Origin of the sequence: Thiocapsa sp. C2-2m, from assembly GCF_041903745.1 — a bacterium.
GTDB lineage: Bacteria > Pseudomonadota > Gammaproteobacteria > Chromatiales > Chromatiaceae > Thiocapsa > Thiocapsa roseilacustris.
In genome coordinates this window covers 81,251-103,804 of the sequence record NZ_JBBWVD010000011.1, presented here as the reverse complement: position 1 = coordinate 103,804, position 22,554 = coordinate 81,251, and the positions used below count along the sequence as shown (strand labels likewise).

Below are 22,554 nucleotides of genomic sequence, written 5' to 3'. Positions count from 1 at the left end.
GTTCAAAGATCCAGCCGCATCTCCTCCGCATCGTGTGTGCGTTTCGCCTTTGACCGCTTCGGCTCGGCAGCGGGCGTCTCGCGCCAGATCAGAGGCTTGGAAAGTCCCTCCCAGCCCCAGCGCAGCCAGTCGAGCAGCCGCATCGCAAGCCAGAGTGCCCAGGCGAGCATGAGTGCGCGGTAGACCCACATGGGGACCGAGAGCACCCACACCTCCGGCAACGCGGGTCCGCCGCGATCCTGGTACCAGTTGAGCGTGGTCGCGGTCGAGCCGTTCCCCATGATCTGCATCTCGGGCGTACCCAGCAGACCCTGTTGAACGGCGCCGACCAGGCCCGCCAAGGCGAAGAGCGTCAGGATCACGAGGCCCGTCTGAATCAGGTTGAAGCGCCAGGCCGGACCTGCCAGAGGGTCCAAGCGATGCCGCAGGCCGAGCGCGAAGAGCCAGCCGATGACCAGCAGCACCACCCAGACCTGAGCCAGGATCAAGCCGACGCCGAGCAGGAGCCAGTCGTGAACGCGCAAAGGTGTCAGGCGGCTGCGACCCAGACCCGCGGCCAGCCCGATCAGCACCAGCAGGATCCCCCAGAAGAGCGCGGCCGGCCCGATCCGCGGACCCCAAGTCCAGAGGACCCAGCGATCATCCGGTAGGTTCAGCGTGAGATTCAGATTGACCGCCGGACTGCGCAGATCCGGCAGGCTTGGTCGGTAGCCGAGCCCCAGCGGCTGCGGCTCGCGCCAGGTCAACTCCGCCCGCGTCGAGCCGGGCGTCAGCGGCAGCTCGACCTCCGGCGCCGTGTCGGGCAGCGGAAGGCTGCGGCCGTCGAGGCTGAAGGCGATCGGCTCGGCGGCGTCCGGCAGTCGGATGACATGGCTGCCGCCTTGGCTGCTGCGGATCGCCAGGGTCAGTGTCGAGAGGGTCCCGCGCTGGCCCGGCTCGACGCGCGTGTCGACACGATCGATGGTCAATGTCGGCCCGGGGACGCCCGGTGGTCGGGTGAGGGTCAGGACCAAGGTCTCGCCCGGCAGGGGTCGCCAGTTGGGCAGCCATCGCTCGGCCGGACCCAGCCGATGGATCGGAGCGATGCCTGAGGGCTCCAGATGCCAGAGCGGTCCTACGTCGAGGCGCCAATCCTCGCTCAGGCGCGGATCCAGGGGGGCGACGAGGCGCAGCTCGCGGGTCGGCTCCAGACGCGACGACCAGGTCACCTCCGAGCGTCCGGCGGGCAGGTCCGCGAGAACCGCGGCACCCTCGACCTGGACGCCGGGCGTCTGCACCGACTCGCCCGGCAGCAGCGGCACCGGGATCAAGACCGGAAATTCGCTCGGCGAGAGACGCTGCACACGGGTGTCCACGCGCCAGTCGATCCCCATCCGCAGGGTCCGCTCGACGCGCAGCAGCGGGGGCAGCGCGCCCTGGGCGAGCGACGCCTCCTGCGGGGCGCCGGTGCCGGAGAGGCGGACGAGGCGAATCTGGGCACCGGCACGCCCGTCCGCATCCAGCCCTTCGAGGTTCCAGCCTTCGACGGTGGCCCGGATCAGACGCGGCGGCATCGGCAACGGGATCTCGACCTGATCGCGGCTCGCCAGCGGGCCGAGGAGCCTGACCTCGTGTCGGCCGGCGGGGAGCATGAGCAGGAGGCGACCGGCCGCGTCTTGGCGCAGGCCGTCCGAGGGCTCGCCGTCCACGCGAATCTCCGTCGGCAGCCAGCCCCCTGCCCCGCCCGGCACTGGCGCCGCGACCGCGACCGCGACATCGAAGATCAAATCCAGCACCAGGCGATCCGAATCCGCCGCGAGGACCATCAGGGGCAGATCGACACAGTGCGGCAGACAGTCCGGCGGGTCGAGCAGGCGGGTGCGAAGCTCCTGAAGCAGCTCGGGGCTTGGCAGATCCCCGGCGGAGGCAGGCTCGGTATCGAGCGCCGTTCCCAGCCCCAGGGCAACCAGCAGGGCGAGACCCGCGCTGTGATGACCGCGACCGCCGACGAGCCCGGCCAGCCGCAGACCGAGCAGCACGAGTAGAACGGAGCCGAGGAGCGACAGAACCAGGTTCAAGGTCGGGGTGAGCAACCAGAGGCGTGCCGATTCCTGCTCGCCGACGGGTCCGCTCCAACGCAGATCGACGCTGTTCCAGCGCCAGTCCGGGATGCCGGCTCCGGTTTGGAGACGCGCTTCGGGATCCATGAGGTCGATGGGCTCGGGCATCGGGGCCGCGGGCTCGGCCAGTGCGTCGGAAAGCCGCTCGCGTTTCGACATCGCATCCATGTCCATCGCGCTGCGCAGCTCGAACGCAGGCGCGGGAGCTGCGGTCGTGCCGGTGCCCGATCCCGCATCGCCCAACGCCATCCAAGGACGCTCCAGATGCGGAAAGAGCCCGTCGCGGACCTCGGTGACCAAAAACGGCAGTCCGATCACCACAAGTCCCAGCAACGCCAGTCTGAAATAAAGCGTCGCCAGGGTCCGCAAGCGCCGCAGACCGGTGCGCACGGGCGACTCCGGGATCAGCCGCAGCAGGGCCGCGGCGGCAAGAAGGTGTAGCCAGATCAGCCGCGGCGCGCCGGGCGCCTGCCAGGTCAGACCCAGCGTAACAAGGGCAAGCAACGCCCAACCCCAGCCCCAGATCCGGCCGATACCCAGTGTCGTGATCAGCACCAGAAAGAGATCCAAGAGGCTCCAACGGCCCACCCAGGTACTCGGCAGATTGTCGACGCCCCGGACCGTCAAGAGATCCCAACCCGGCGGAAGATAGAGCCGCGCGTCCACATTCTCGAGCTCGGTCGCCCAGCCGGAGGCCGGAACGCGCCCGGGTGCCGACTCAAGCCGAGCATCGGCGACCAGCTCAAGGTTGCCTCGTCTGACCTCGACCCCGGGCGAGGTCTCGTCCTCGAGACGCGTGATGAGCACCGGACGGCCGTCGAGGGTCACGGCGCCCAGCGCGAGTGCCGGGCCGGCGTCCAGACGCCACCCGCGCGACAACTGACCGCGGATGCGATCCTGCACGCTGTAGCCCTTGCCGTCGAAGTCGAGCCAAAGCTCGCGATCCAGGCGCAGACGGTCCGGCCCGGGATCCGGATCCCCTCGTGCCTGCTCGGTCAGACGCAGGACGGCGCCCGGCTCGGCCCGATAGACCGGCAGACGCGACCACTCTTCGGGGATCCCGGTCTGGCGCGGATCCACGGCATCGAGTCCGGAAGGTTCGACACGCCGCAGCGCGGGTTCCGCGGCGAAGGCCCAGATCTCCCGCTCCGGCCAGGGTGCGCCCGTTTCGCCGCGCGACAGCTCCAACACGTCGCCCTGATGATGCGCCACGACATCAAGATCCCAACGCCCGGGGCGTACCTGCACCCGCAGCATCCCGTCATCTTCGAGACGCGCCGGCAAGGGGCTGTCGATCCGCAAGGGGATCCCGCCGGGCAACAGCACGGGGCCCAGCCGCACCTCGCGCGCGCCGCCGGACACCTCGAGCCGAAGCAGGGTCAGCACCTCGAGCGGCAGAGTGTCTTGGATGCGTCGATAGACCTCCAGGCTCACACGATCGCCCGAGCGCTCCGTCTCGGATCCGGTCGGGTCACCGAGCCAGAGACGATTGGCTCGGTCCAATCGAGGCGTCGGCACCGCAAGTCCATCGCGCACCAACGCGACCAACCCGACCATGGGCGGGATCAGGAGCGCGTCCGGAGGACGATCCCAGACGAAGCGCCCGCTCACCCAGTGAACCCCGGCCGCGAGCGTCACCGTCGGCCGGCCGTCGCGCTGGACCACCGGCAGCGCGGCCCCGTCCGCCTCGACCCCGAGCGGCCAAGCATCCGCGTCGCCCGGCAGCGGCACCGCGGACTCGGCCAGGATCTGCCAGACCTGAGTGAAAGTCCCGCCCTCCCCGCTCAGCGTCAGATCCAGGCGCCCGGGCCATGCGCAGATGCGTGCGCCGTCGGCTGGATCGATCGGACAGAGACGTTGATCCTGTCCCTCGGGACCGCCTTCCAAGACCCAGGGGATCCAGGGCTGCAAAGCCGCGGGGACGTTCGGTGCGGAACCTGTTTCGGAGCCGAGTGCCCCGAAGCCGTCCGGAACGGTATCGATCTGCGCCCGCACGGGCGCCGACAGGATCAGGAGAAGCAGCAGCAGAGGTCGCGGAATGTTCGGCATATTGTCACAAGAAAGTAAGGGTCTTTCTGTAGATTGCGCCATGCCGATCGAGGCAGGCCCAATCCACGGGCCGCTTCCCGACCGGTCAACCGGCCCCCTGTCGAGGGCCAACTATGACGAGAAGCGGAGAGAAGGCAAGTGAAACCGCGCAATCTGATCCTCAATCTATCCGCCACGGCACTGCTTGTGGCGGCGACATCGGCAAGCGCAGCGCTGCCGAAGTATGTGTTCTTCTTCCTCGGCGACGGCATGGCAAATGCCCAGGTTCAAGCCACCGAGGCCTATTTGACGACCATCAACGGCGGGGATGCGACGGTCGCCGCTGACCTCATGCGCCCCGAGAATCGGCTCAACATGACCAAGCTTCCGGTTCAGGGCATGCAAACGACCTACGATGCCTACGCCTTGATGACCGACTCGGCGTCCTCGGCTACAGCCTTCGGGAGCGGGCTCAAGACCAAGAGCGGCGTCATCAATATGGACCCCGAAACCCAGACATCATGCTACAAGAGCGTCGCCGAGCTCGCCCATGAAAGCGGCAAGAAGGTCGGGGTGATCAGCAGCGTCTCGCTGGATCACGCCACACCGGCCGCCTACTATGCCAGCGTGCCGAATCGCGGTCTGATGAACAACATCGCGACCCAGCTTGCAAACACCGGCTACGAGTTCTTCGGCGGCGGCGGCCTAGTCGCACCGGAGGGGCCGGCGCGCTCCGGCGATACCGAGAACAACATTTGGGATCTGTTGAGCACGAATGGCTATACGGTACTCAACGACCGTGAGTCGATCATGGCACTGAAAACACAACCGATGGAGAAGGTTGTCGCGATCAACCCGACGCTCGACCGCAGCTCGGCCATGCCCTATGCAATCGACCGTCCGGAGGGCAATCTCTCGCTCAAGGAGATGGTCGAGGTGGCCATCGCGAGTCTCGAAGACCGTCCGAGAAAGCCCCTGGACATGGAGAGGGGCGCGGCCCGCAATGGCTTCTTCCTGATGGTCGAAGGCGGCAAGATCGACTGGGCCGGCCATGCGAACGACGCCGTCGCCAACATCAACGACATCTTGGACTTCGACGCCGCGGTCGGGGTCGCCATCGAGTTTGCGAGCCGGCATCCGAACCAAACACTCATCGTCGTCACGGGCGATCACGAGACCGGCGGCATGACTATCGGTCATGCGACGACCGCCTATACGGCCTATTACGACCGTTTGCTCGGTCAGAAGCACAGCTACGAGCACTTCCAAGCAAACCAGTGGGCCGAGCACAAGGCCGCCAACAGCGAGAGCATCTGTGCCGGCGATGCCTGGAAGGCGGACGACAATCTCGCCAATGATGCGGTCATGCTCGGACTCATCGCCGATGTCTTCGGCATGTCTTGGGCAGACCTGAACACCTACCAGAAGGAGAAGCTCGAAGACGCCTACGATAAGTCCATGTGCGGCGCCAACGACAACAGCACGGACGAGAACAAGCTCCTCTACGGCGGCTACGAGCCGATCGTCGTCACCATCACCCATCTGCTCAACGAGCGCGCCAGCATCGGCTGGACCTCCTACGCCCATACCGGCGTTCCCGTGCCCCTGTATGCACAGGGATGGGGCTCCGCTCTCCTGACGGGCTTCTACGACAACACGGATATCGCCAAGCGCCTTGCCCAGATCATGCGTTTGCCCGAGATGCCGGTCGCGAAGACATGTCCGTAGTCGCAACGACGGGTTAGATCGAACCCGCGCCTCCTTCGGGCGCCGCCTTCGCGGCGCCTTTATCGCGTTCAGAATGTTCAGATCCGAGGTATCGCTCCGTGTCGAGATTAGGTCGCGAATGGCTTTTTGCCGCGGTCATCGCCGTCGCCTGCATCCTCCTGCTCACCCTCGATTTAGCACCGCCCGGTGCGCCGGTCGAACAGGGACTGCATGCGCGCGGGTTGATTGTCGACGTCGACAACAGTCGCGTCCGCACGAACCTCATCATCAAGACCGAGGCCCAGGTCTTGGCCGTCCGATTGCTCGACGGACCGGCCAAGGGCGAGGAGATCGCCGTCACCAACATGCTCACCGGTAAGCTGGAGCTCGACGAATTCTACGAAACGGGCTCGGTCATCCTGGTCGAATACGACCTCGTCGACGGGCAGCCGGCCCACGGGATGGCGCGAGGTCACTATCGACTGCAGATGCAGTTGCTCCTGATCGGCTGCTTCGCCGTCCTCTTGATCGCCATCGCCGGAGTCACCGGGCTCAAGGCGGCACTATCCTTCATCTTTGCAGCACTGGTACTCTGGAAGCTGTACTTCCCGCTCCTGCTGCTCGGCTATCCGCCGATCCCGACGGGCCTCGCCATCGTCGCCGTGCTGACCGGCGTCATCACCTTCTCGGTGGGCGGACTCACCAGACGCGGTATCGCGACCTTCTCGGGATCCATGCTCGGCGTCTTGCTGACCTGCGGTCTCGCCGTCTGGTTCGCACACGCCTTCAACCTGCACGGCGCCATCCGTCCCTTCGCAGAGTCGCTGCTCTACTCGGGCTATTACGAGCTGCGACTGACCGACATCTTCATCGCCAGCGTCTTCATCGCCTCCTCGGGCGCGGTCATGGATCTGGCGATGGATATCGCCGCAAGCATGGAGGAGATCAAGCTGAGTAAGCCGGAGATCGGCGTCTTGGAGCATATCGCGTCGGGGCTCCGCGTCGGTCGCGCGGTCATCGGCACCATGACCACCACGCTGCTGCTCGCCTATTCGAGCAGTCACATCTGCATGTTCCTGCTCTTCATGGCCAAAGGTCTGCCGGCGGAAAACATTCTCAACGCGCCCTTCGTCGCCGCCGAGACCCTCAATATCCTGGTCGGAAGCTTCGGCCTCGTCACGGTCGCCCCCTTCACCGCCGTGGTTGCCGGGCTGCTCTATCGGGCGAAGGTCGTGCGGCCGAGCTGGATCCGAATGGTATCCAGAAACGAAACGGTCTGAACAAACCCGCCCCTAAACCCAAATCGCCGCAAAACCGTCACGAAATCATCACGTCCGTGTCACGGATTTGGCAGACACTTTCGCGACAATCGCGCACGGCCCATCCATGACACCCGACAACATCCATTCCGGAGGCTCTTGACTCATGCGAATCTCATCGCTCTTGAAAACAGTCGCTATCGCAGGCGGCCTCTCGGCCGCCGCCTTCTCGCCTGCCGTCTTTGCCGACGTCAAGCTCATCGGCTCTGGCGCGAGCTTTCCCGCGCCGATTTACGCCAAATGGTTCAAGGACTTCAGCGCCGCGAACAAGGGCGTCCGGGTCGACTACCAGTCCAAGGGCAGCGGCGCCGGCATCCAGGATTTCGTCAACCAAGTCGTCGACTTCGCCGGCAGCGACGCGGCCATGAGCGACGAGGAGATCGCGCAGGTCAAGAGCGGCGTCGTGCTGCTCCCCGTGACCGCGGGCGAGATCGTCCTGACCTACAACCTCAAGGGTGTGGATGAGCTCAGGCTGCCCCGCGACGTCTATCCCGCGATCTTCTCGGGCGAGATCACCAAGTGGAACGATCCGAGGATCGCCGCCGCCAATCCGGGCGTCGAGCTGCCCGACCAAGACATCACGGTCGTGGTCCGGTCCGACTCGTCCGGCACGACCTATGTGTTCACCGGCCATCTGTCCGAGATCAGCGAGTCCTTCAAGGCGAACATCGGTCAGGAAAAATCGGCGCAATGGCCGAAAAGCACCAAGTTCGTGAAGGCGCCCAAGAACGACGGCGTCACCGCGACCGTCAAGCAAACCCCGGGCTCGATCGGCTATATCGAGTACGGTTTTGCGAAGCTGACCAAGGCCCCGTCGGCGGTGCTCGAGAACCAGGCCGGCAAGTTCGTGGCCGCTGGCGCCGATACCGGCGCGGCCGCCCTGGCAACCGCCGAGTTCCCCGCAGGCAACCTGCCGGGCTCGAACGTCCCTGATCTGCGCGCCTGGATCATGGACCCGGCGGGCGATGAGGCCTACCCGATCGTCAGCTACACCTGGCTGCTCTTCCCGGAGACCCAGGACCCCGAGAAGGCCAAGGTGGCGCGTGACCTGGTCGAGTACGTCCTGACGGAGGGTCAGAAGAGCGCCGATTCCATGGGCTACATCCCGCTGCCCGCGAATGTAGTCGAGAAGGTCCGCGAGGTCTCTGCGCTGATCCAGTAATGAGTCAGCACGGCAGGACCGGGGGCTTCGGAGCATTTCGGGGGGATGGGGCGCGCCGGTTGACATGGGGTGAGCCGGCATAAGCGCCCGTGCGGAACCTCCGTCCGGATCGCCGTCACGGGCGACCCGGACGGATGGACCCACCGCATTCGATCCGCTCGGCAAGGCCGAGGAGACCGCAGGTCCATCGTTCCGATCGACGCACATCAGGCAGATTCAAACCCATGGCCGTGAATCCATTCCAGCATGCCGACTCGGCAAGCAGTATCTCCGGGCCACCCTCCGGAGGCGACTATCTCGCCGATTCCATTTTTCGCATCATCGCGCTCTCCTGCGCGTCCCTGATCGTTGTCCTGATCCTCTATATCCTTTGGGAGATCGGCGGTCTGGCGTTGCCGGCCATGGCGCAGCACGGTCTCGGCTTCGTCTCGGGTACGACCTGGAATGTCGGCACACAGGAGTTCGGCGTCCTACCGGAGATTTGGGGAACCCTCTACAGCTCCTTCCTGGCCTTGATTCTCGGCGGAACCTTCGGTGTGGGCATCGCCATCTTTCTCACCCAGGACTTCATCCACGCCCGTCTCGCTGCGGTCTTCCGGACCATCGTCGAGCTGCTGGCGGCAATCCCCTCGGTGGTCTACGGCCTCTGGGGCATCTACGTCGTCATCCCGATGCTGCGCCCGGTGGCCGAGTGGCTGCATCGCGACCTCGGCTTCATCCCGATCTTCGGCACCGAGCTGAGCGGTCCGGGCATGGCCCCGGCGGCATTGGTGCTCGCCATCATGATCCTGCCGACGGTCGCGGCCATCACGGTCGATGCCTTCCGGCGTATCCCCTACAAGGTCAAGGAGGCCGCTTACGGGATGGGTACCACCCGCTGGGAGGCCATTCTCAAGGTGATGCTGCCGACTGCCTCATCCGGCATCCTCGCGGCCTTGGTTCTGGGATTCGGACGGGCACTGGGCGAGACCATGGCCCTGGCGATGCTGATCGGCAACAGCAATCAGATCAATCTGTCGCTGTTTGCGCCGGCCAACACACTGGCCTCGCTCTTGGCCTCGAGCTTCCCGGAAGCCGGCCAGATCGAGGTGCAGGCACTCATGTATGCCGCCGTGGTGCTCCTCTTGATCACACTCATCGTCAACATCATCGGGCTGGGCATTCAGCAATACACGGTCCGCAAGTTCGAGGGCAAGGCATGAGCGACATCGATCTGACATCACGTCCGCAGGCGATGCAGCCGTTGAGCCTGGAGCGTCGGCCGTTCGAGCTGCGTGCGCTGACGAGCGGACTCCTGACCGGCCTCACCTGGGGCATCGCGATCTTGGGCAGTATCCCGCTCTTCTCGGTCATCATCATGTTGGTGGCCGAGGGCGGTTCCCGGCTGGACATCGAGGCCCTCACCGCCCTGCCGCCCGCCGGATTCGAGATGGGCGGCGGCTTCGGCAACGCCATCATCGGTACACTGGTGATGGTCGCCATCGCGGCCGCCATCAGCGTCCCGATCGGTCTGCTCGCGGCCATCTATCTGGCGATCCTGGATCCCTACAGTCCGTTGGCCGGAGCCTCGCGCTTCGTCGCCAAGACCCTGACCGGTTTTCCATCGATCCTAGCGGGTGTCTTCACCTACGCGGTGCTGGTCATCAACTTCGGTTATTCGGCAGTGGCGGGCGGTGTCGCCCTCGCGGTCCTCATGCTCCCGACCGTGGTATTGGCCGCGGAGGAATCCATGAAGCAGGTGCCTCAGAAGATGACGGACGCTGCCTTCGGCATGGGGTGTACCCGCAGCCAGGTGATCTGGAAGGTCGTGCTGCCGACCGGGCTTCCCGGCATCCTGACCGGTATCATGCTGGCCGTCGCCGGCGCGGCGGGCGAATCCGCGCCGCTGCTCTTCACCGCCCTCTTCAGCAACTACTTTATGTCCGAGCTGATGGAGCCGACCGCGTCGCTGTCGATCCTCATCTACAACTTCTCGGCCATGCCCTTCGACAACCAGATCGAGCTCGCTTGGGCCGCGTCGTTGGTTTTGGTTCTCATGGTCCTTGTCTTCAATATCCTGGCGCGCCTCATCGGGCAGTCCAAGGTGTAACCCAATCCCGAGGTATCAGTCATGAGCGCAACAGCTGAAGCAATGGCGCCAAGCGCGGCGGCCTTCACCCCGGTCGGACCGACAGTGATCGACTGCCAGCTCCAGAAGGTCTTTTACGGCGATTTTCTCGCCGTTCGCAACAGCAACGTCCCGGTCGAAAAGGGCAAGATCACAGGCTTCATCGGCCCGTCCGGCTGCGGCAAGAGTACGGTGCTGCGCAGCCTGAATCGGATGAACGACCTCATCCCGATCTTCCGGTTCGAGGGCCATGTCAAGTACCACGGTCAAGACGTCTACGGTAAGAATGTCGACCCGGTCGTGGTTCGGCGGTACATCGGCATGGTCTTCCAGCAGCCGAATCCCTTCTCCATGAGCATCTTCGACAACGTCGCCTTCGGTCTGCGGCTGAACCGCTACAAGGGCAACCTCGAGGAGCGTGTGCAGAAGGCGCTGGAACGCGCCGCACTCTGGAAGGAGGTGAAGGACAAGCTGAACAAGAGCGGCCTCTCCCTCTCCGGCGGCCAACAGCAGCGGCTGTGCATCGCCAGGGCGATCGCGACCGAGCCCGATGTCCTGCTGATGGACGAGCCCTGCTCGGCGCTGGACCCCATCGCGACCCGTCAGGTCGAGCAGCTCATGCTCGAGCTCAAGGAGCGCTACACGGTCGCCCTGGTCACGCACAACATGCAGCAGGCGACCCGCGTGGCCGACACCACGGCCTTCTTCGGTGTCGACATCTCGCAAGGCGGACGCACCGGCTATCTGGTCGAGATGGGCGAGACCCGCCAGATCTTCGAAGACCCCCAAGAGGAGCTCACCAAGCAATACGTCTCCGGCGAATTCAGCTGATCCTGTCGCAGCGCGCGCCCGCCGTGGTGCGGCTTGGTGCGCGCCCATCCATTTCAGTTCACGAGGACGGGCCATGACGAGTCTTCCCGGGGTTAGGCGCGCCGCTTCGGCGGTCTTTGTCTCCATCCTATTGACGGCATGCGGCGGGGAGTCGACGGAACCGACGACGGATTCCCCGACCGGGCTGCAGATTACCGGGGCAGGTGCCACCTTCCCCGAGCCGATCTACCAAGAGTGGCTTCGCCGCTACAACGAGGAGCAATCAGAGGCGCGCTTCAGCTATGAAGGCGTCGGCAGCGGCGAGGGCGTAAAGCGCTTCATCGCCGAGACGGTCGACTTCGGCGCCAGCGACTCCGCCATGACGGACGAGCAGATCGCCCAAGTCGCGCGGGGTACCAAGCTGATCCCGGCCACCGCCGGTATGGTCGTGCTCGCCTACAACCTGCCGGGCGTGGAAGGCGAGCTGCGGCTACCGCGCGATGTCTATGTCGACATCTTTCTGGGCAAGATCTGGCAATGGGACGATCCCCGTATCGTCGCGGCCAATCCGGATCTCGACCTTCCTTCGAAGCTGATCCAGACGGTGGTGCGCCGCGATGGCTCCGGGACCACCTTCGTCTTCACCAACCATCTCAGCACCATCAGCCCGGCTTGGCTGAACGAGGGTCCGGGTACCGGAACCCTGATGGAATGGCCCGGCGGGGCCATGACCGGCAACGGCAACGAAGGGGTCGCGCACAAGATCAAGATCAGCCACGGGTCGATCGGCTACATCGAATACTATTTCGCGAGCCGTCTTGGACTGCCGATTGCCACCCTGCAGAACAAGGCCGGTAACTTCGTCAGACCGGATGCCGAGAGCGGGCGACGCACCCTCGAGGCAGCGGCCGAGGCCCGCATGCCCGAGAATCTGCGGCTCTTCGTTCCCGATCCGGAGGCGCCGGATGCCTACCCCATCGTCAGTTTGTCTTGGCTCTTGCTCTATGGCGCCTATCCGGAGCCCGAGAAGGCGGCGGCGCTGAAGGCCGCAGTGACTTGGGCCCTGAACGAGGGACAGCCGATCGCCGAGGAGCTGGGTTACATTCCGCTTCCGGCCAACATCGTCTCCGCAGCGTCACGCGCCCTCGGAACCATCCGATAGTCGGAATCACATCCGTCGAGAAGGTCGATCCAGGGATGGATCCTTCGGAGACCGAGGCGCGGGCACGCGTCACGGTCAAGACGTCTCCCGCAACCACCGACATCGGCGCCGGCGCGATCGGCCGTTCTTGCTTCGGAGATCGCCTCATGGCCCCCATGCGTCTGAACCTCAACGCGATCGATACGTCTCTGCGCGCTGTTCAGATCGATTTCGACCGTATCAACCGAACCCTAAGCACACCCAGAGATCCGATGACCGAGATGGTCCGCCGGAATATGATGGCCAGCTACCGAATGGTCGACGAGGCACTGGCGAGCAGGTTTGACCCCTTCGAGGTGGGACATTCGCACTGGCTTCTGGAGCTTAACACCTGCGTGCTGTGCGGACAGGATGGCGAGAGGCGCCGGGAGTTCTCCATGCACATCGCCTCGACCGAGCGGCACTTCTACGAGCAGGAAGGCGCCGGCATCAGCGGCCTGATGGAGTGGCTTTCGCATCACCGGGACGAGAACGTCTGGTTTCGCGCGGCCGGTGTCTACGTCTACATCCTGAGCCGCCCGCAACTCTATATCGAAGGCAACCACCGCACTGGTTCCCTGATCATGAGCTATCTGCTTGCGCGTGAAGGCCAGCCACCCTTCGTCCTCTCCGTGGAGAACGCGAAGGCCTATTTCGATCCATCCACGCTGGTCAAGGAGTCGCGGAAACATAGCCTCGACATGCTGATCACGGTGCCGAAGCTCAAGAAACGCCTCGCTCGCCTCCTGCGAGGCAATGGCGCTCCCCAGTACCTCGTCCCTGCCACCTGACGCCCGGGCCGGAGGTCGCGGTTGGCGTATCACAAACGGCCGCGAGCCGCACGCATCGCTCGGCTGGACGGAACCTGCCGGCATCGATCAGCGCCTATCCGAGATTCCGACCCATGCTCGACTCCATCGCTTGGACTGCCTTTTGGATGGGCATCATCAGCGCCTGCTCGCTTCCGTTGGGCGCCCTGACGACCCGCTTCTGGACGCCGGGAGACCGCTCCACGGCCGTCCTCATGGCCTTCGGCGGCGGCGCCTTACTCGCAGCGCTGACCATCGATCTCGTCGGGTCAGCACTGGATTCGGGCAACTTCAACGCCTTGGCCCTTGGAGCCCTTGTGGGGGGCCTCCTGTTTGTGGGGCTCAACCAGGTCGTCAATGACTTCGGCGGATTCCTTCGTAAATCCTCGACCACCCTCGACTACCTGCGCCGTCAAGAGCATCGACGGGTCAAGCAGATCACCGCTCAGATCGGGCGGACGGATCTATTCCGCGATCTCGCGCGACGCGACTACCTGGCGCTCGCCCCGTCGGTCCGAAGCCTGGATCTCGCCAAGGGCACCGAAATCTACCTCGCCGGCGATCCCGCCGATGCAATCTATATCGTCGCCAGCGGCGATGTGGAGCTCTACGCGCCATCGGACCAAGACAAACCGATCGAGCGGATCCAAAGGAACGAGGCATTCGGATGGCTATCCTGCATCACCGGCGCCCCGACCAGCGAAGCAGCGCTGACTGCCACCGATGCCTCCTTATGGGTCATCCCCAAGGCCGCGATCGACTCCTTGATCCGCAATTCCCCGGAATTGAACCAGCGTGTGCATCGTCTTCTGCGAAGCGAGCAAATGGACGCGTACCTCGTTGAACGGCAAGCCATGGCTCCGGACGCGGCGCGAGCCTGGCTGGATCGGGCCACACAGACCCTGCTCTCCTCGGGGCGGGTACCGCCCGCACTGCCGGTCCAACGCAAGCGTGACCTGTTCCGCGACCGCCTTGCCGAAGTCCGGCGTTTTCCGATGATTCACAGCCTCCCTCCGGAGGAGCAGGAGTTGATCGCCAGCCGGCTCATCTACAAGACCCGGCGTCGCGGGGAGCACTTTTTCCATCGCAACGAGCCCGCGGGGCGGATGTTCTTCATCGAGCATGGCGCGGTCAGTCTCATCGACCCGCAAGCCGGCCACCGGGCTCCCGAGACGATTCACGAGAACGATGCCTTCGGGGGCTCGGCGATGCTCACGGGAGCGCGTCACACCGTGACCGCCGTGGCCACCGAAGACACCAACGCCTGGGAGCTGCGTCGGTCCGATCTCGACGAGCTGCTCCGGACGGCACCGGCCTTTGCTCAGCGGGTTCGGGCCTTCGTCGAGAGAGATGAAGCAAGGGACTATTTGACCGAGCGTCAGCAGTTTTCGGGGGAGAAGGCCGAACGCTGGCGGCGCTCGGCGCTCCGCGCACTGGCGGCACGTCAGCCCCTGCCGGCGGCCGCAGCCCTGAGCATGGCGCATCGGGAGGTCGCGGGTGCTCCGCTCGCCATCTTCCTCGGCATCACACTTGACGGCATACCCGAATCGCTCGTCATCGGCGCCAGCACGACTCAAGCATTGGTGAGCATCTCGCTGATCGTCGGTCTCTTCTTGTCCAACTACCCGGAAGCCCTGTCGAGCTCGGTCGGCATGCGTCGACAAGGGATGTCTTTCGGAAGAATCCTCTTGATGTGGTCGGGCCTGATGCTGATTACGGGCATCGGTGCCGCGGCCGGAAGCCAACTCTTCGTCGGAGCCGGACCCGAAATCTTTGCGCTCATGCAAGGATTGGCCGCGGGCGCCATGCTCACCATGATCGCCGAGACCATGCTCCCGGAGGCCTACCTCAAGGGCGGCTCGGTCGTCGGCCTCTCGACCCTCCTCGGCTTCCTGGTGGCCATTTACTCCAAGACACTGGAGCCGACGGAACCGCACAGTCCCGGTACACACAGCACAGGCTCCGAAACCTCGATCCGGATCGAGGGAACCCCTCAGGTGCAAACAAGGCATCCGAATCAACCCTAGACCCCGCAATCGCGGCAGCCCGTGCGCCGCAACGCACACCGAGATCACACAAACGCAACACAACCGTCGTATGTTCTAGGCCTAGGCCGGCAGGGTCCGGCGGATTCCAACCTCGCAGGCACTCTCCCCATGACCACGACGCCGACTTCTCGCCAACTGGAAAGGCCGATCGCCCAGCTCGCCACCCTCCGCGATGGTGCCGTCGAGTTCGAGCGAGCGTACAGCGCCGAGATCGAGAAGGTCGAGCCCGGCCATCGCAACAGCGCACGCAACTTCCTTCACTATCTGAGCATTCGTCAACACGACATCCGCAGTCTGCAACAAGACCTCGGTGCCCTGGGACTTTCTTCGCTCGGAATACTGGAGCCCCATGCCATGGCGAGCCTCAACTCGGTGATGGCCATCCTGGAGCAGCTCAGCGGCAAGGATTTGGGTGCGGCGCCGGAGCCGCCGGTGGATTTCCGTTCCGGACCCTTGTTGCTTCGGGATCACACCCGTGCGCTTCTAGGGCCCGAGCCCAGCGACCGATTTGTTCGCATCATGGTGACCATGCCCAGCGAAGCCGCCTCGGATGCGCAACTGGTGCAGGACCTCCTCATCGCTGGGATGGATGTCATGCGCATCAACTGCGCCCACGACGGTCCGGATGCCTGGTTCGCGATGGTGGACAACCTGCGCCGTGCAGAGCGTGTCGTCGGTCGTAACTGCCGCGTACAGGCCGACCTTGCCGGTCCGAAGCTCCGCACGGGCGCCATTCGGGCGAGCGGGCGGGTGAAGCGCTTGGCGCCCGATCGCGATGTCTTCGGTCGCGTCGCCAGGCCCGCTCGGATTTGGCTGACCACGACGGCCGCGGCCGAGCCGACCCCCGTCGATGTTCGCTTCACCCTCCAGATCGAGTGCCGTCTGCTCGCACGGCTCGCTGTCGGCGATTACATTGGTTTGACCGACACGCGCGGTCAACACCATGAGCTGAAGATCGTCGAGGCGGTCGGTCAATCATTCATCGCCGAAAGCGAGCGGACCGCCTATATTCAGGACGAGACCCAGGTGACGGGCCTGCACGACAGCAAGTCGATCGGGGAAGGGCGCATCGTCGGGATCCCCGAAGTGGTCAACCCCATCGGCCTTCTGCCGGGCGACACACTGATTCTAACCCGTCGCGACGAACCCGGTACCGAGGCCGAGCGCGACGCATCCGGTCGCATCGTCGCGCCGGCACAGATTCACTGCACCCTCGATGCAGCGTTCGAGCAGGTCGCGCATGGGCACCGTGTCTGGTTCGACGACGGTAAGATCGGCGGGCTCGTCCAGGAGAACGACGGCCAGCAGATCCGGGTCAAGATCACCCATACCGGACCCAGCGGCGCGAAGCTGCGCGCCGAGAAGGGCATCAACTTCCCCGACACCGCGCTTGAGATGTCCGCCCTGACCGACAAAGACATGGATGACCTTCAGGCAGTCGTCAAGCTCGCCGACATGGTCGCCCTCTCCTTCGTGCGCGGACCCGAGGATGTCGAGCGTCTGCATGACGAGCTCTACCGGCTCGGGGCGAACCGTCTCGGGATCGTGATCAAGATCGAGAACCGTCAGGCATTCGAGAACCTCCCCCGCATCTTGCTGGCGAGTCTCAACTCGCCTCCCGTCGGGGTCATGATCGCGCGGGGTGATCTGGCGGTCGAGGTGGGCTTCGAGCGACTGTCCGAAGTCCAGCAGGAGATCCTGTGGCTCTGCGAAGCGGCACATGTGCCGGTGATCTGGGCCACTCAGATCCTCGAAGGCATGGCCAAAAAGGGAGCACCGTCACGTGCGGAGGTCTCCGACGCTGCCATGAGTATCCAGGCGGAATGCGCCATGCTCAACAAGGGTCCGAACATCGTCGAGACCGTCCGTTTCCTCGACGGGGTTATCGGTCGCATGGACGAGCACTACGTTAAACGGCGGGCGACCCTGCGCAAGCTCTCGGTCGCACAGTTGAAGTAGATCTCTTCGAGCTGTCACGATTCGGTCGCCTTTCTCTGCCATGCTTTTCGGTAAGCGTCGGCTTTCTCTGCCATGCTTCTAGGTAAGCGTCGACAATGCAACGCCCTACCCCGAGCCGCGGCGCGGGATCCTGTTGGTCGAGGCGGTCGTCAAGGATATCGATCCGGAGGATCGGCCGCGGCCCGGTCGGATCTTGTCGCCTTCCCCGGCTCCCGCACAACGCCTTTGGAGGTCTTATGATCGGGAATCCATCACGTAGCCTTCTGCTCGGCGCCCTCGCGGTACTTGCCTTGGGTCCAGCACCCGGTTCCTCTCGAGCCGCCGCTTCGGAGAATGCCTGTTCTCCGGCGGCGAACCAGGTCGTGGTGCGTTTCACCTACGGCTCGGAAAAGGAATCCTGGATCGACGCCGTCACCGACGGTTTCAACCGCCAAGGCCAGACCACGACCTCCGGAAAGCGGATCTGCGTCCAGGCGATTCCGAAGGGATCGGGCGACAGCGTGAACGAGATCAAGGATGGTCGAGCAGGACCTGACGAGGTCCATGCCACCAGCCCCGCGTCGGATCTCTACGTCAATCTGGTCAACTACGAGGTCGGCGAGCAGCAGGGGGGCGATCTGCTCAAGGTCGAGGGCTTTCTCGTCTCCTCGCCGGTCGTGATTGCGGTCTGGGAGCCGGTGCTTGCGACCCTCGGGCCGATCGACCAGGTCGGATGGGCGGAGATCTTCAAACGCTCCGGCGAGGGCCAATTTCGCTACGGTCAAACCAATCCGGAGACCTCCAACAGCGGTCTGTCGGCGCTGATCGCTCAGTTCTACGCGGGCGCGGAGGCTCAGGCTGGACACCCGGTTCCCCGGCTCTCGACGGCAAAGCTCGAGGATCCCCAGATCCGCGACTTCGTTGCGAAGGTCCACGAAAGCGTGATCCATTACGGGCGCTCCACCGGCTTCTATGCCGAAAAGATGCGCTCGGACGGACCCGCTTACGCCGATGCAGCGGTGGTCTACGAGAGCGACGTCATCCAGGCCAATCACGTCATCCGGGAGAAGGGTCTCCCCTTCCCCAAGCTGGTGGCGGTTTACCCCGCGGAGGGCACCTTCGCCACCAATCACCCCTTCGCCATCGTCAAGCGCGACTGGGTCGACGCCGACGAAGACGAGGGCGCCAAGCGTTACTTTGCCTATCTGATGTCGCCGGAGGTCCAGGCGCAGGCGCTGCAGTACGGCTTTCGACCGAGCGTCGCCTTGGACGTCGATCCCAAGATCTACGGGATGGTCTGGAGCGCGGAGAACGGGGTGCAGCCCTTCGACACGGTTCATCGCTTTCTGGCCACTCCCGGCGGCAACGTGGTCCTGGCCGCACGCAACGCCTTCCGCGCCATCAAGAATCGAGCGCATGTCGTGCTCGTGATCGATCGCTCGGGAAGCATGGACGCCAAGCTCTTCGACCGGGAGCGGGGCGTCGAGCGATCGCGCATGGACCTTGCCGTCGAGAGTGCCAACCTGCTCGCGGAGAGCCTTCAGGATCGCGATCGCCTGTCGCTGCTGCTCTACAGCTACGATGTCGCCTATTCCGACCTGACGCCCAAGGGACAGCCGATCGCCATGGATGCGACCGGGAAGCAGCGTTTGGCCGCGGCGCTCGCCGGGGTTCGACCGGCCGGCGGAACCGCCATGCGCTCGGCGATCGCCACGGCCTGGACCGATCTGTGCGAGGCGATCAAGGCCAATCCGGATGACCGCTCGATTCGGGTCCTGGTGGTGCTGACCGACGGGGTCGACAACGCCTCGAAGGTGTCCGACAAGGACCTGATCCGCCGGATCGGCTTCGCGCAGTCCGACGGTCGCTCGGGGCATCTGGGCGACCCTGCATGCAAGGTTCCGGTCTTCGGAATCGCCTTCGGCACAGAGGCTGACGACGCCTCGCTCAAGGCGATCAGCAGCGCGGCGGGCGGCGAGACCCGCCGAGGCGATTCGGCCGAGATCCGCGAGATCTTCAAACGCTTCAGCGAGCTGCTATGAACGCCGGCACACGGGCGGCACATGCGGTGCCGAGGAGAACCTCGATGCTTCGACACGACAACCTTGACCGGGGCCTTGTGCCCCTCCCGATCGCAATCTTACTCGCCTGCTGGCTCGCGCTAATCGGTATCGCAGTCCCGTCGGCGCACGCCGCGGAGAAACTCTTCGATTTCGGCGACTTGAACGTCGATCTCTCGAAGGTCCAGGCCAAGCCGAGCCCGGATCAAGCCGGAGCCGGCGCGCAGGCGGATCAAGGCCCGAGCCTGGGCCTGAAGGACGCGCCGACCCAGGCGCTGCCCAGCACGCCCGAGAGCCCGGCCCCCGCCGTCCTGCCACGCGACGGACAGGAGGCGATCGACGAGACCATTCGCAGCCAGGCCGTGACGGTGCAGCCCGTCGCGGTCGCTGGGCCGAAGACCTCCCGCCAGGAGGTAATCTACCCGGTCTCGGAGGATCGCGCCGTCATCGAGGTCAAGATCGCCGCCGGATCGGAGAAGAAGGACTGGCTGGAAGAGGCGGCACGACGCTTCATGGCGGATCCCGCCCTCAACCGGATCGACGGCAAACCGATTCGTCTGGTGATCGACAAGATCGGCTCGACCCAATCGGCCATGCTGCTGGTCGAGGGTAAAAGCATGCAGGGAGGCCGCAACGAGTTTCAGGTCTGGGCACCTGCATCCAGCATCTTCCGCGGCCTGGTCGAGGAGGCCTTTACCGGCGGCAAGCTGTTCGAGACCGACGACTCGATCGCCCGCAGCCCCATGGTCTTCGTCACCTGGGGGCCGGTTCAAGAGGCGATCGACCGGACCATCCAGAAGTCGATGAGCTTCGACACCGTCACCGAGATCTACGCGCGCGAACTCGGCGGCGAGGGCATCGACCCCAACGGCCGCAGCTTTCAATTCGGCTTCACCCGCCCGCAGGACTCCAACAGCGGCGCGGTCGCACTCGTCACCATGGCCTACGAGTTCTTTGCGAAGGATCGCGCGCACTACAAGATTCGGCTCGAGGATCTGAAGGATCCGGACTTCCAGGCCTATCTCGCATTGATGAAGTATATGTCGGACCAGACCAAGGACAGTACCGGCAAGCTCGCCGAGCCCCTCATGCAGGCCGGCTACGGCGGACAGCCCTTGTCCAGCGTCTATGTCTACGAAAACCTCGGCGTGAAGCTCGCCTTTATTCGCCGAGTCAATGATCCAGCCGGGGCCAAGCCGGTGCTGCGTTATCCGAAATACAATCTGATCTCGGACCATCCCTACTATACGCTTCGTCATGGCAACTCGCGCGAGCAGGTCGAGGCCGCACGGCGATTCAAGGATTATCTCCTGACCCGAGACATCCAGCTCCTCGCATTACAGCGCGAAGGCTTTCGACCGGTCAGCACCGAGATCTCGAATCAGGAGATGAACGAGGTCCTGGGCGACTTCGTCACCGAGAACGGTCTGATTCCCGATCTGATCAAAGCGTCCCAGATTCTCATCCCCGCGCAAAGCGGTGAGGTGATTCTGGCCCTTATTCGCGGATATCAGGCTCTGGGAGATCCGGTCGGCCCGAATCTCTGACCAGATCATTCAAGTGCGCCGACCCGGTTGATTCACCGGCAAGATGAAGGAGAGATAACGATGACTCGCACGGACTTGATTCGAACATCGCTGATCGCGTTGACGCTCATGACGCTGGCTGTTACGACCAACGCGAAGGCCGCGAGCTTCGGCGACTATCTCAAGCAGATGGGCGCCTTTTCATTCGGTGGCCCCGAATTGGACACCGCGGATCTCCAAGGCAACCAGAAACAATGGGCGGATCGAGAGCGCTGGGTTCGGGAGGCGCTCGACCAAGCCTATCAGTCCTTGGCGCGCTCCGATCAGGACGTGAATCTGTTCGAGTTCCAGAACTATTACAACGTCCTTTCGATCGAGTGGACCCCGGACTACCTGACGGATCCGTCCAATATCGGCAATCTCAATGCCTATGCGACCTTCACCGAGTATCTGTCGCGGTACCTGAAGGTCAAACAGGAGTTGATCACCAAGATCGCAGAGCTCAATCGCCACTATGCCGTTCTGAAGCAGGTCGACCCGCGACAGCTGACGGGCCCCTTTCAACTCAATACCGGGGCCCAGGTGCAGTCCTATACGCAAAAGGCAGCCGGCGCCGTCGATGCCACCGCGCATCAAGCCGCGCTCGCCACCGCTGCCGGGGCCGTCGAGAAATACACGGCAGAGCTGAACCGGGCGATCGACTACGGCATCAAGCTGGAAAGCCACTTCAAGGAGGCGGCGGGCATTCCCTGACGCTCATTCCGAAAACCAGGTGAGATCAACCATGAGAAACGCTGTTATTCTCGCGACCGGTCGCTACCTCCCCAGTCAAGAGGTCACGAACCAGGATCTCGATTGGTTTCCTGCGGGGGCGCTCGGCAAGATCTCCGAAAAGACCGGGGTTTTGTCGCGACGCTCCGCAACCCATGACGAATGCACCTCCGATCTCGCCGCGCATGCGGCCCGCGACTGCCTTGAGAAGGCCGGGGTCGCGCCGGACGATCTGGAAGGGATCATCGTCTCCACGTCCTCGCCCGACCGCCTTCAGCCGGCGACCGCGACACGTGTCCAACACCTGTTGGGTGCCCGCCGGGCGTTCGCGTTTGATATCAATTCGGTTTGCTCGGGAAGCGTCTACGGCATTAGCCTGGCGGATGCGCTGATCAAATCCGGAAACTACGAGCGCATCCTCTTCATTGCCGCCGAGCTCTATACCAAGATCCTCAATAAGCAAGATTTCTCGACCTTTCCCTATTTCGGCGACGGAGCCGGAGCCATCCTCTTCGAAGCCGGCTCGGAGCGCGGGGTGCTCGACTCCGTGCTGCGCACCGACGGGAGCGCGTGCGACACCATCAGTGTCCCGGGCGGAGGGACCATGATGCCCTTCGATCGGATCACCAATCCGCGCTCCGCCTACTTTCAGATGGACGGAAAACGGGTGTACGCCTTTGCCATCGAGAAAGGCGCGGAGGTCATCCGCGAGCTTTTGACCCGATCGGGTATCGCCGCGGGAGATGTCGACCTCTTCGTCAGCCATCAGGCGAACATCAACATCATCCATGCGATTGCAGACCAATTGGAGGTCCCTCGCGAGCGATTCTTCGTGAATCTGGATCGCTACGGGAATACCGCAAGTGCATCCGTTCCGATCGCGCTGGACGAGGCAATTGCGTTGGGGAAGGCCAAAGAGGGTGATCTTCTAGTCACGGTTGCCTTCGGAGGGGGTCTGTCCTGGGGAGCCAACCTGATCCGACTCTGACG

Annotated in this window: 15 protein-coding genes; 14 read left to right on the top strand and 1 reads right to left on the bottom strand. The window is 64.2% G+C overall.

All coding sequences use genetic code 11. The features are described 5' to 3' along the window. Positions 1-2: 2 nt before the first annotated feature. Entirely contained in the window at positions 3-4,148 is a 4,146-nt protein-coding gene (locus tag AADX97_RS10455) for a hypothetical protein (protein ID WP_374234586.1), read from the bottom strand. A gap of 138 nt (positions 4,149-4,286) precedes the next feature. On the opposite strand from AADX97_RS10455, the gene AADX97_RS10450 reads away from it, so the two are divergent. The 14 genes from AADX97_RS10450 to AADX97_RS10385 all read left to right on the top strand — a co-directional run bounded on the left by AADX97_RS10450 (position 4,287) and on the right by AADX97_RS10385 (position 22,552). After that, a complete protein-coding gene (locus AADX97_RS10450; protein ID WP_374234587.1) occupies positions 4,287-5,855 on the top strand; it encodes an alkaline phosphatase in 1,569 nt (522 codons plus the stop codon). Between the two features lie 98 nt (positions 5,856-5,953). Next, positions 5,954-7,114, top strand: a complete 1,161-nt coding sequence (locus tag AADX97_RS10445; protein ID WP_374234588.1) for a YibE/F family protein — start codon at positions 5,954-5,956, stop codon at positions 7,112-7,114. Positions 7,115-7,259: 145 nt separating this feature from the next. Then, a complete protein-coding gene (gene pstS, locus AADX97_RS10440) occupies positions 7,260-8,315 on the top strand; it encodes a phosphate ABC transporter substrate-binding protein PstS (protein WP_374234589.1) in 1,056 nt (351 codons plus the stop codon). Positions 8,316-8,539: 224 nt separating this feature from the next. Then, positions 8,540-9,517 (top strand): phosphate ABC transporter permease subunit PstC, encoded by a 978-nt coding sequence (gene pstC, locus AADX97_RS10435; protein ID WP_374234590.1) that lies wholly within the window; start codon positions 8,540-8,542, stop codon positions 9,515-9,517. Further along, complete coding sequence (gene pstA, locus AADX97_RS10430; protein WP_374234591.1) at positions 9,514-10,404, top strand: phosphate ABC transporter permease PstA; 891 nt, start codon at positions 9,514-9,516, stop codon at positions 10,402-10,404. The genes pstC and pstA overlap by 4 nt, the downstream gene beginning before the upstream one ends. A gap of 42 nt (positions 10,405-10,446) precedes the next feature. Next, positions 10,447-11,253 carry a phosphate ABC transporter ATP-binding protein PstB gene (pstB, locus tag AADX97_RS10425; RefSeq protein ID WP_374234681.1) on the top strand — a complete coding sequence of 269 codons (807 nt, stop codon included), beginning with the start codon at positions 10,447-10,449 and terminating at the stop codon, positions 11,251-11,253. 73 nt (positions 11,254-11,326) lie between these two features. Beyond that, on the top strand, positions 11,327-12,394 hold the full coding sequence (gene pstS / locus AADX97_RS10420) for a phosphate ABC transporter substrate-binding protein PstS (RefSeq protein WP_374234592.1): 1,068 nt from the start codon (positions 11,327-11,329) through the stop codon (positions 12,392-12,394). A gap of 35 nt (positions 12,395-12,429) precedes the next feature. After that, complete coding sequence (locus AADX97_RS10415; RefSeq protein ID WP_374234593.1) at positions 12,430-13,203, top strand: hypothetical protein; 774 nt, start codon at positions 12,430-12,432, stop codon at positions 13,201-13,203. Between the two features lie 113 nt (positions 13,204-13,316). Continuing rightward, positions 13,317-15,248, top strand: a complete 1,932-nt coding sequence (locus tag AADX97_RS10410; RefSeq protein WP_374234594.1) for a cyclic nucleotide-binding domain-containing protein — start codon at positions 13,317-13,319, stop codon at positions 15,246-15,248. A 129-nt stretch (positions 15,249-15,377) separates the two neighbouring features. Continuing rightward, complete coding sequence (locus AADX97_RS10405) at positions 15,378-17,228, top strand: pyruvate kinase (RefSeq protein ID WP_374234595.1); 1,851 nt, start codon at positions 15,378-15,380, stop codon at positions 17,226-17,228. A gap of 236 nt (positions 17,229-17,464) precedes the next feature. Beyond that, positions 17,465-19,249 (top strand): extracellular solute-binding protein, encoded by a 1,785-nt coding sequence (locus AADX97_RS10400; protein ID WP_374234596.1) that lies wholly within the window; start codon positions 17,465-17,467, stop codon positions 19,247-19,249. Between the two features lie 44 nt (positions 19,250-19,293). Next, the gene (locus AADX97_RS10395) at positions 19,294-20,814 is read left to right on the top strand and encodes a hypothetical protein (protein WP_374234597.1); all 1,521 of its coding nucleotides are present in this window, start codon (positions 19,294-19,296) and stop codon (positions 20,812-20,814) included. A 60-nt stretch (positions 20,815-20,874) separates the two neighbouring features. After that, entirely contained in the window at positions 20,875-21,546 is a 672-nt protein-coding gene (locus AADX97_RS10390; RefSeq protein WP_374234599.1) for a hypothetical protein, read from the top strand. Between the two features lie 31 nt (positions 21,547-21,577). Further along, on the top strand, positions 21,578-22,552 hold the full coding sequence (locus tag AADX97_RS10385) for a 3-oxoacyl-ACP synthase III family protein (RefSeq protein WP_374234601.1): 975 nt from the start codon (positions 21,578-21,580) through the stop codon (positions 22,550-22,552). Positions 22,553-22,554: the final 2 nt, after the last annotated feature.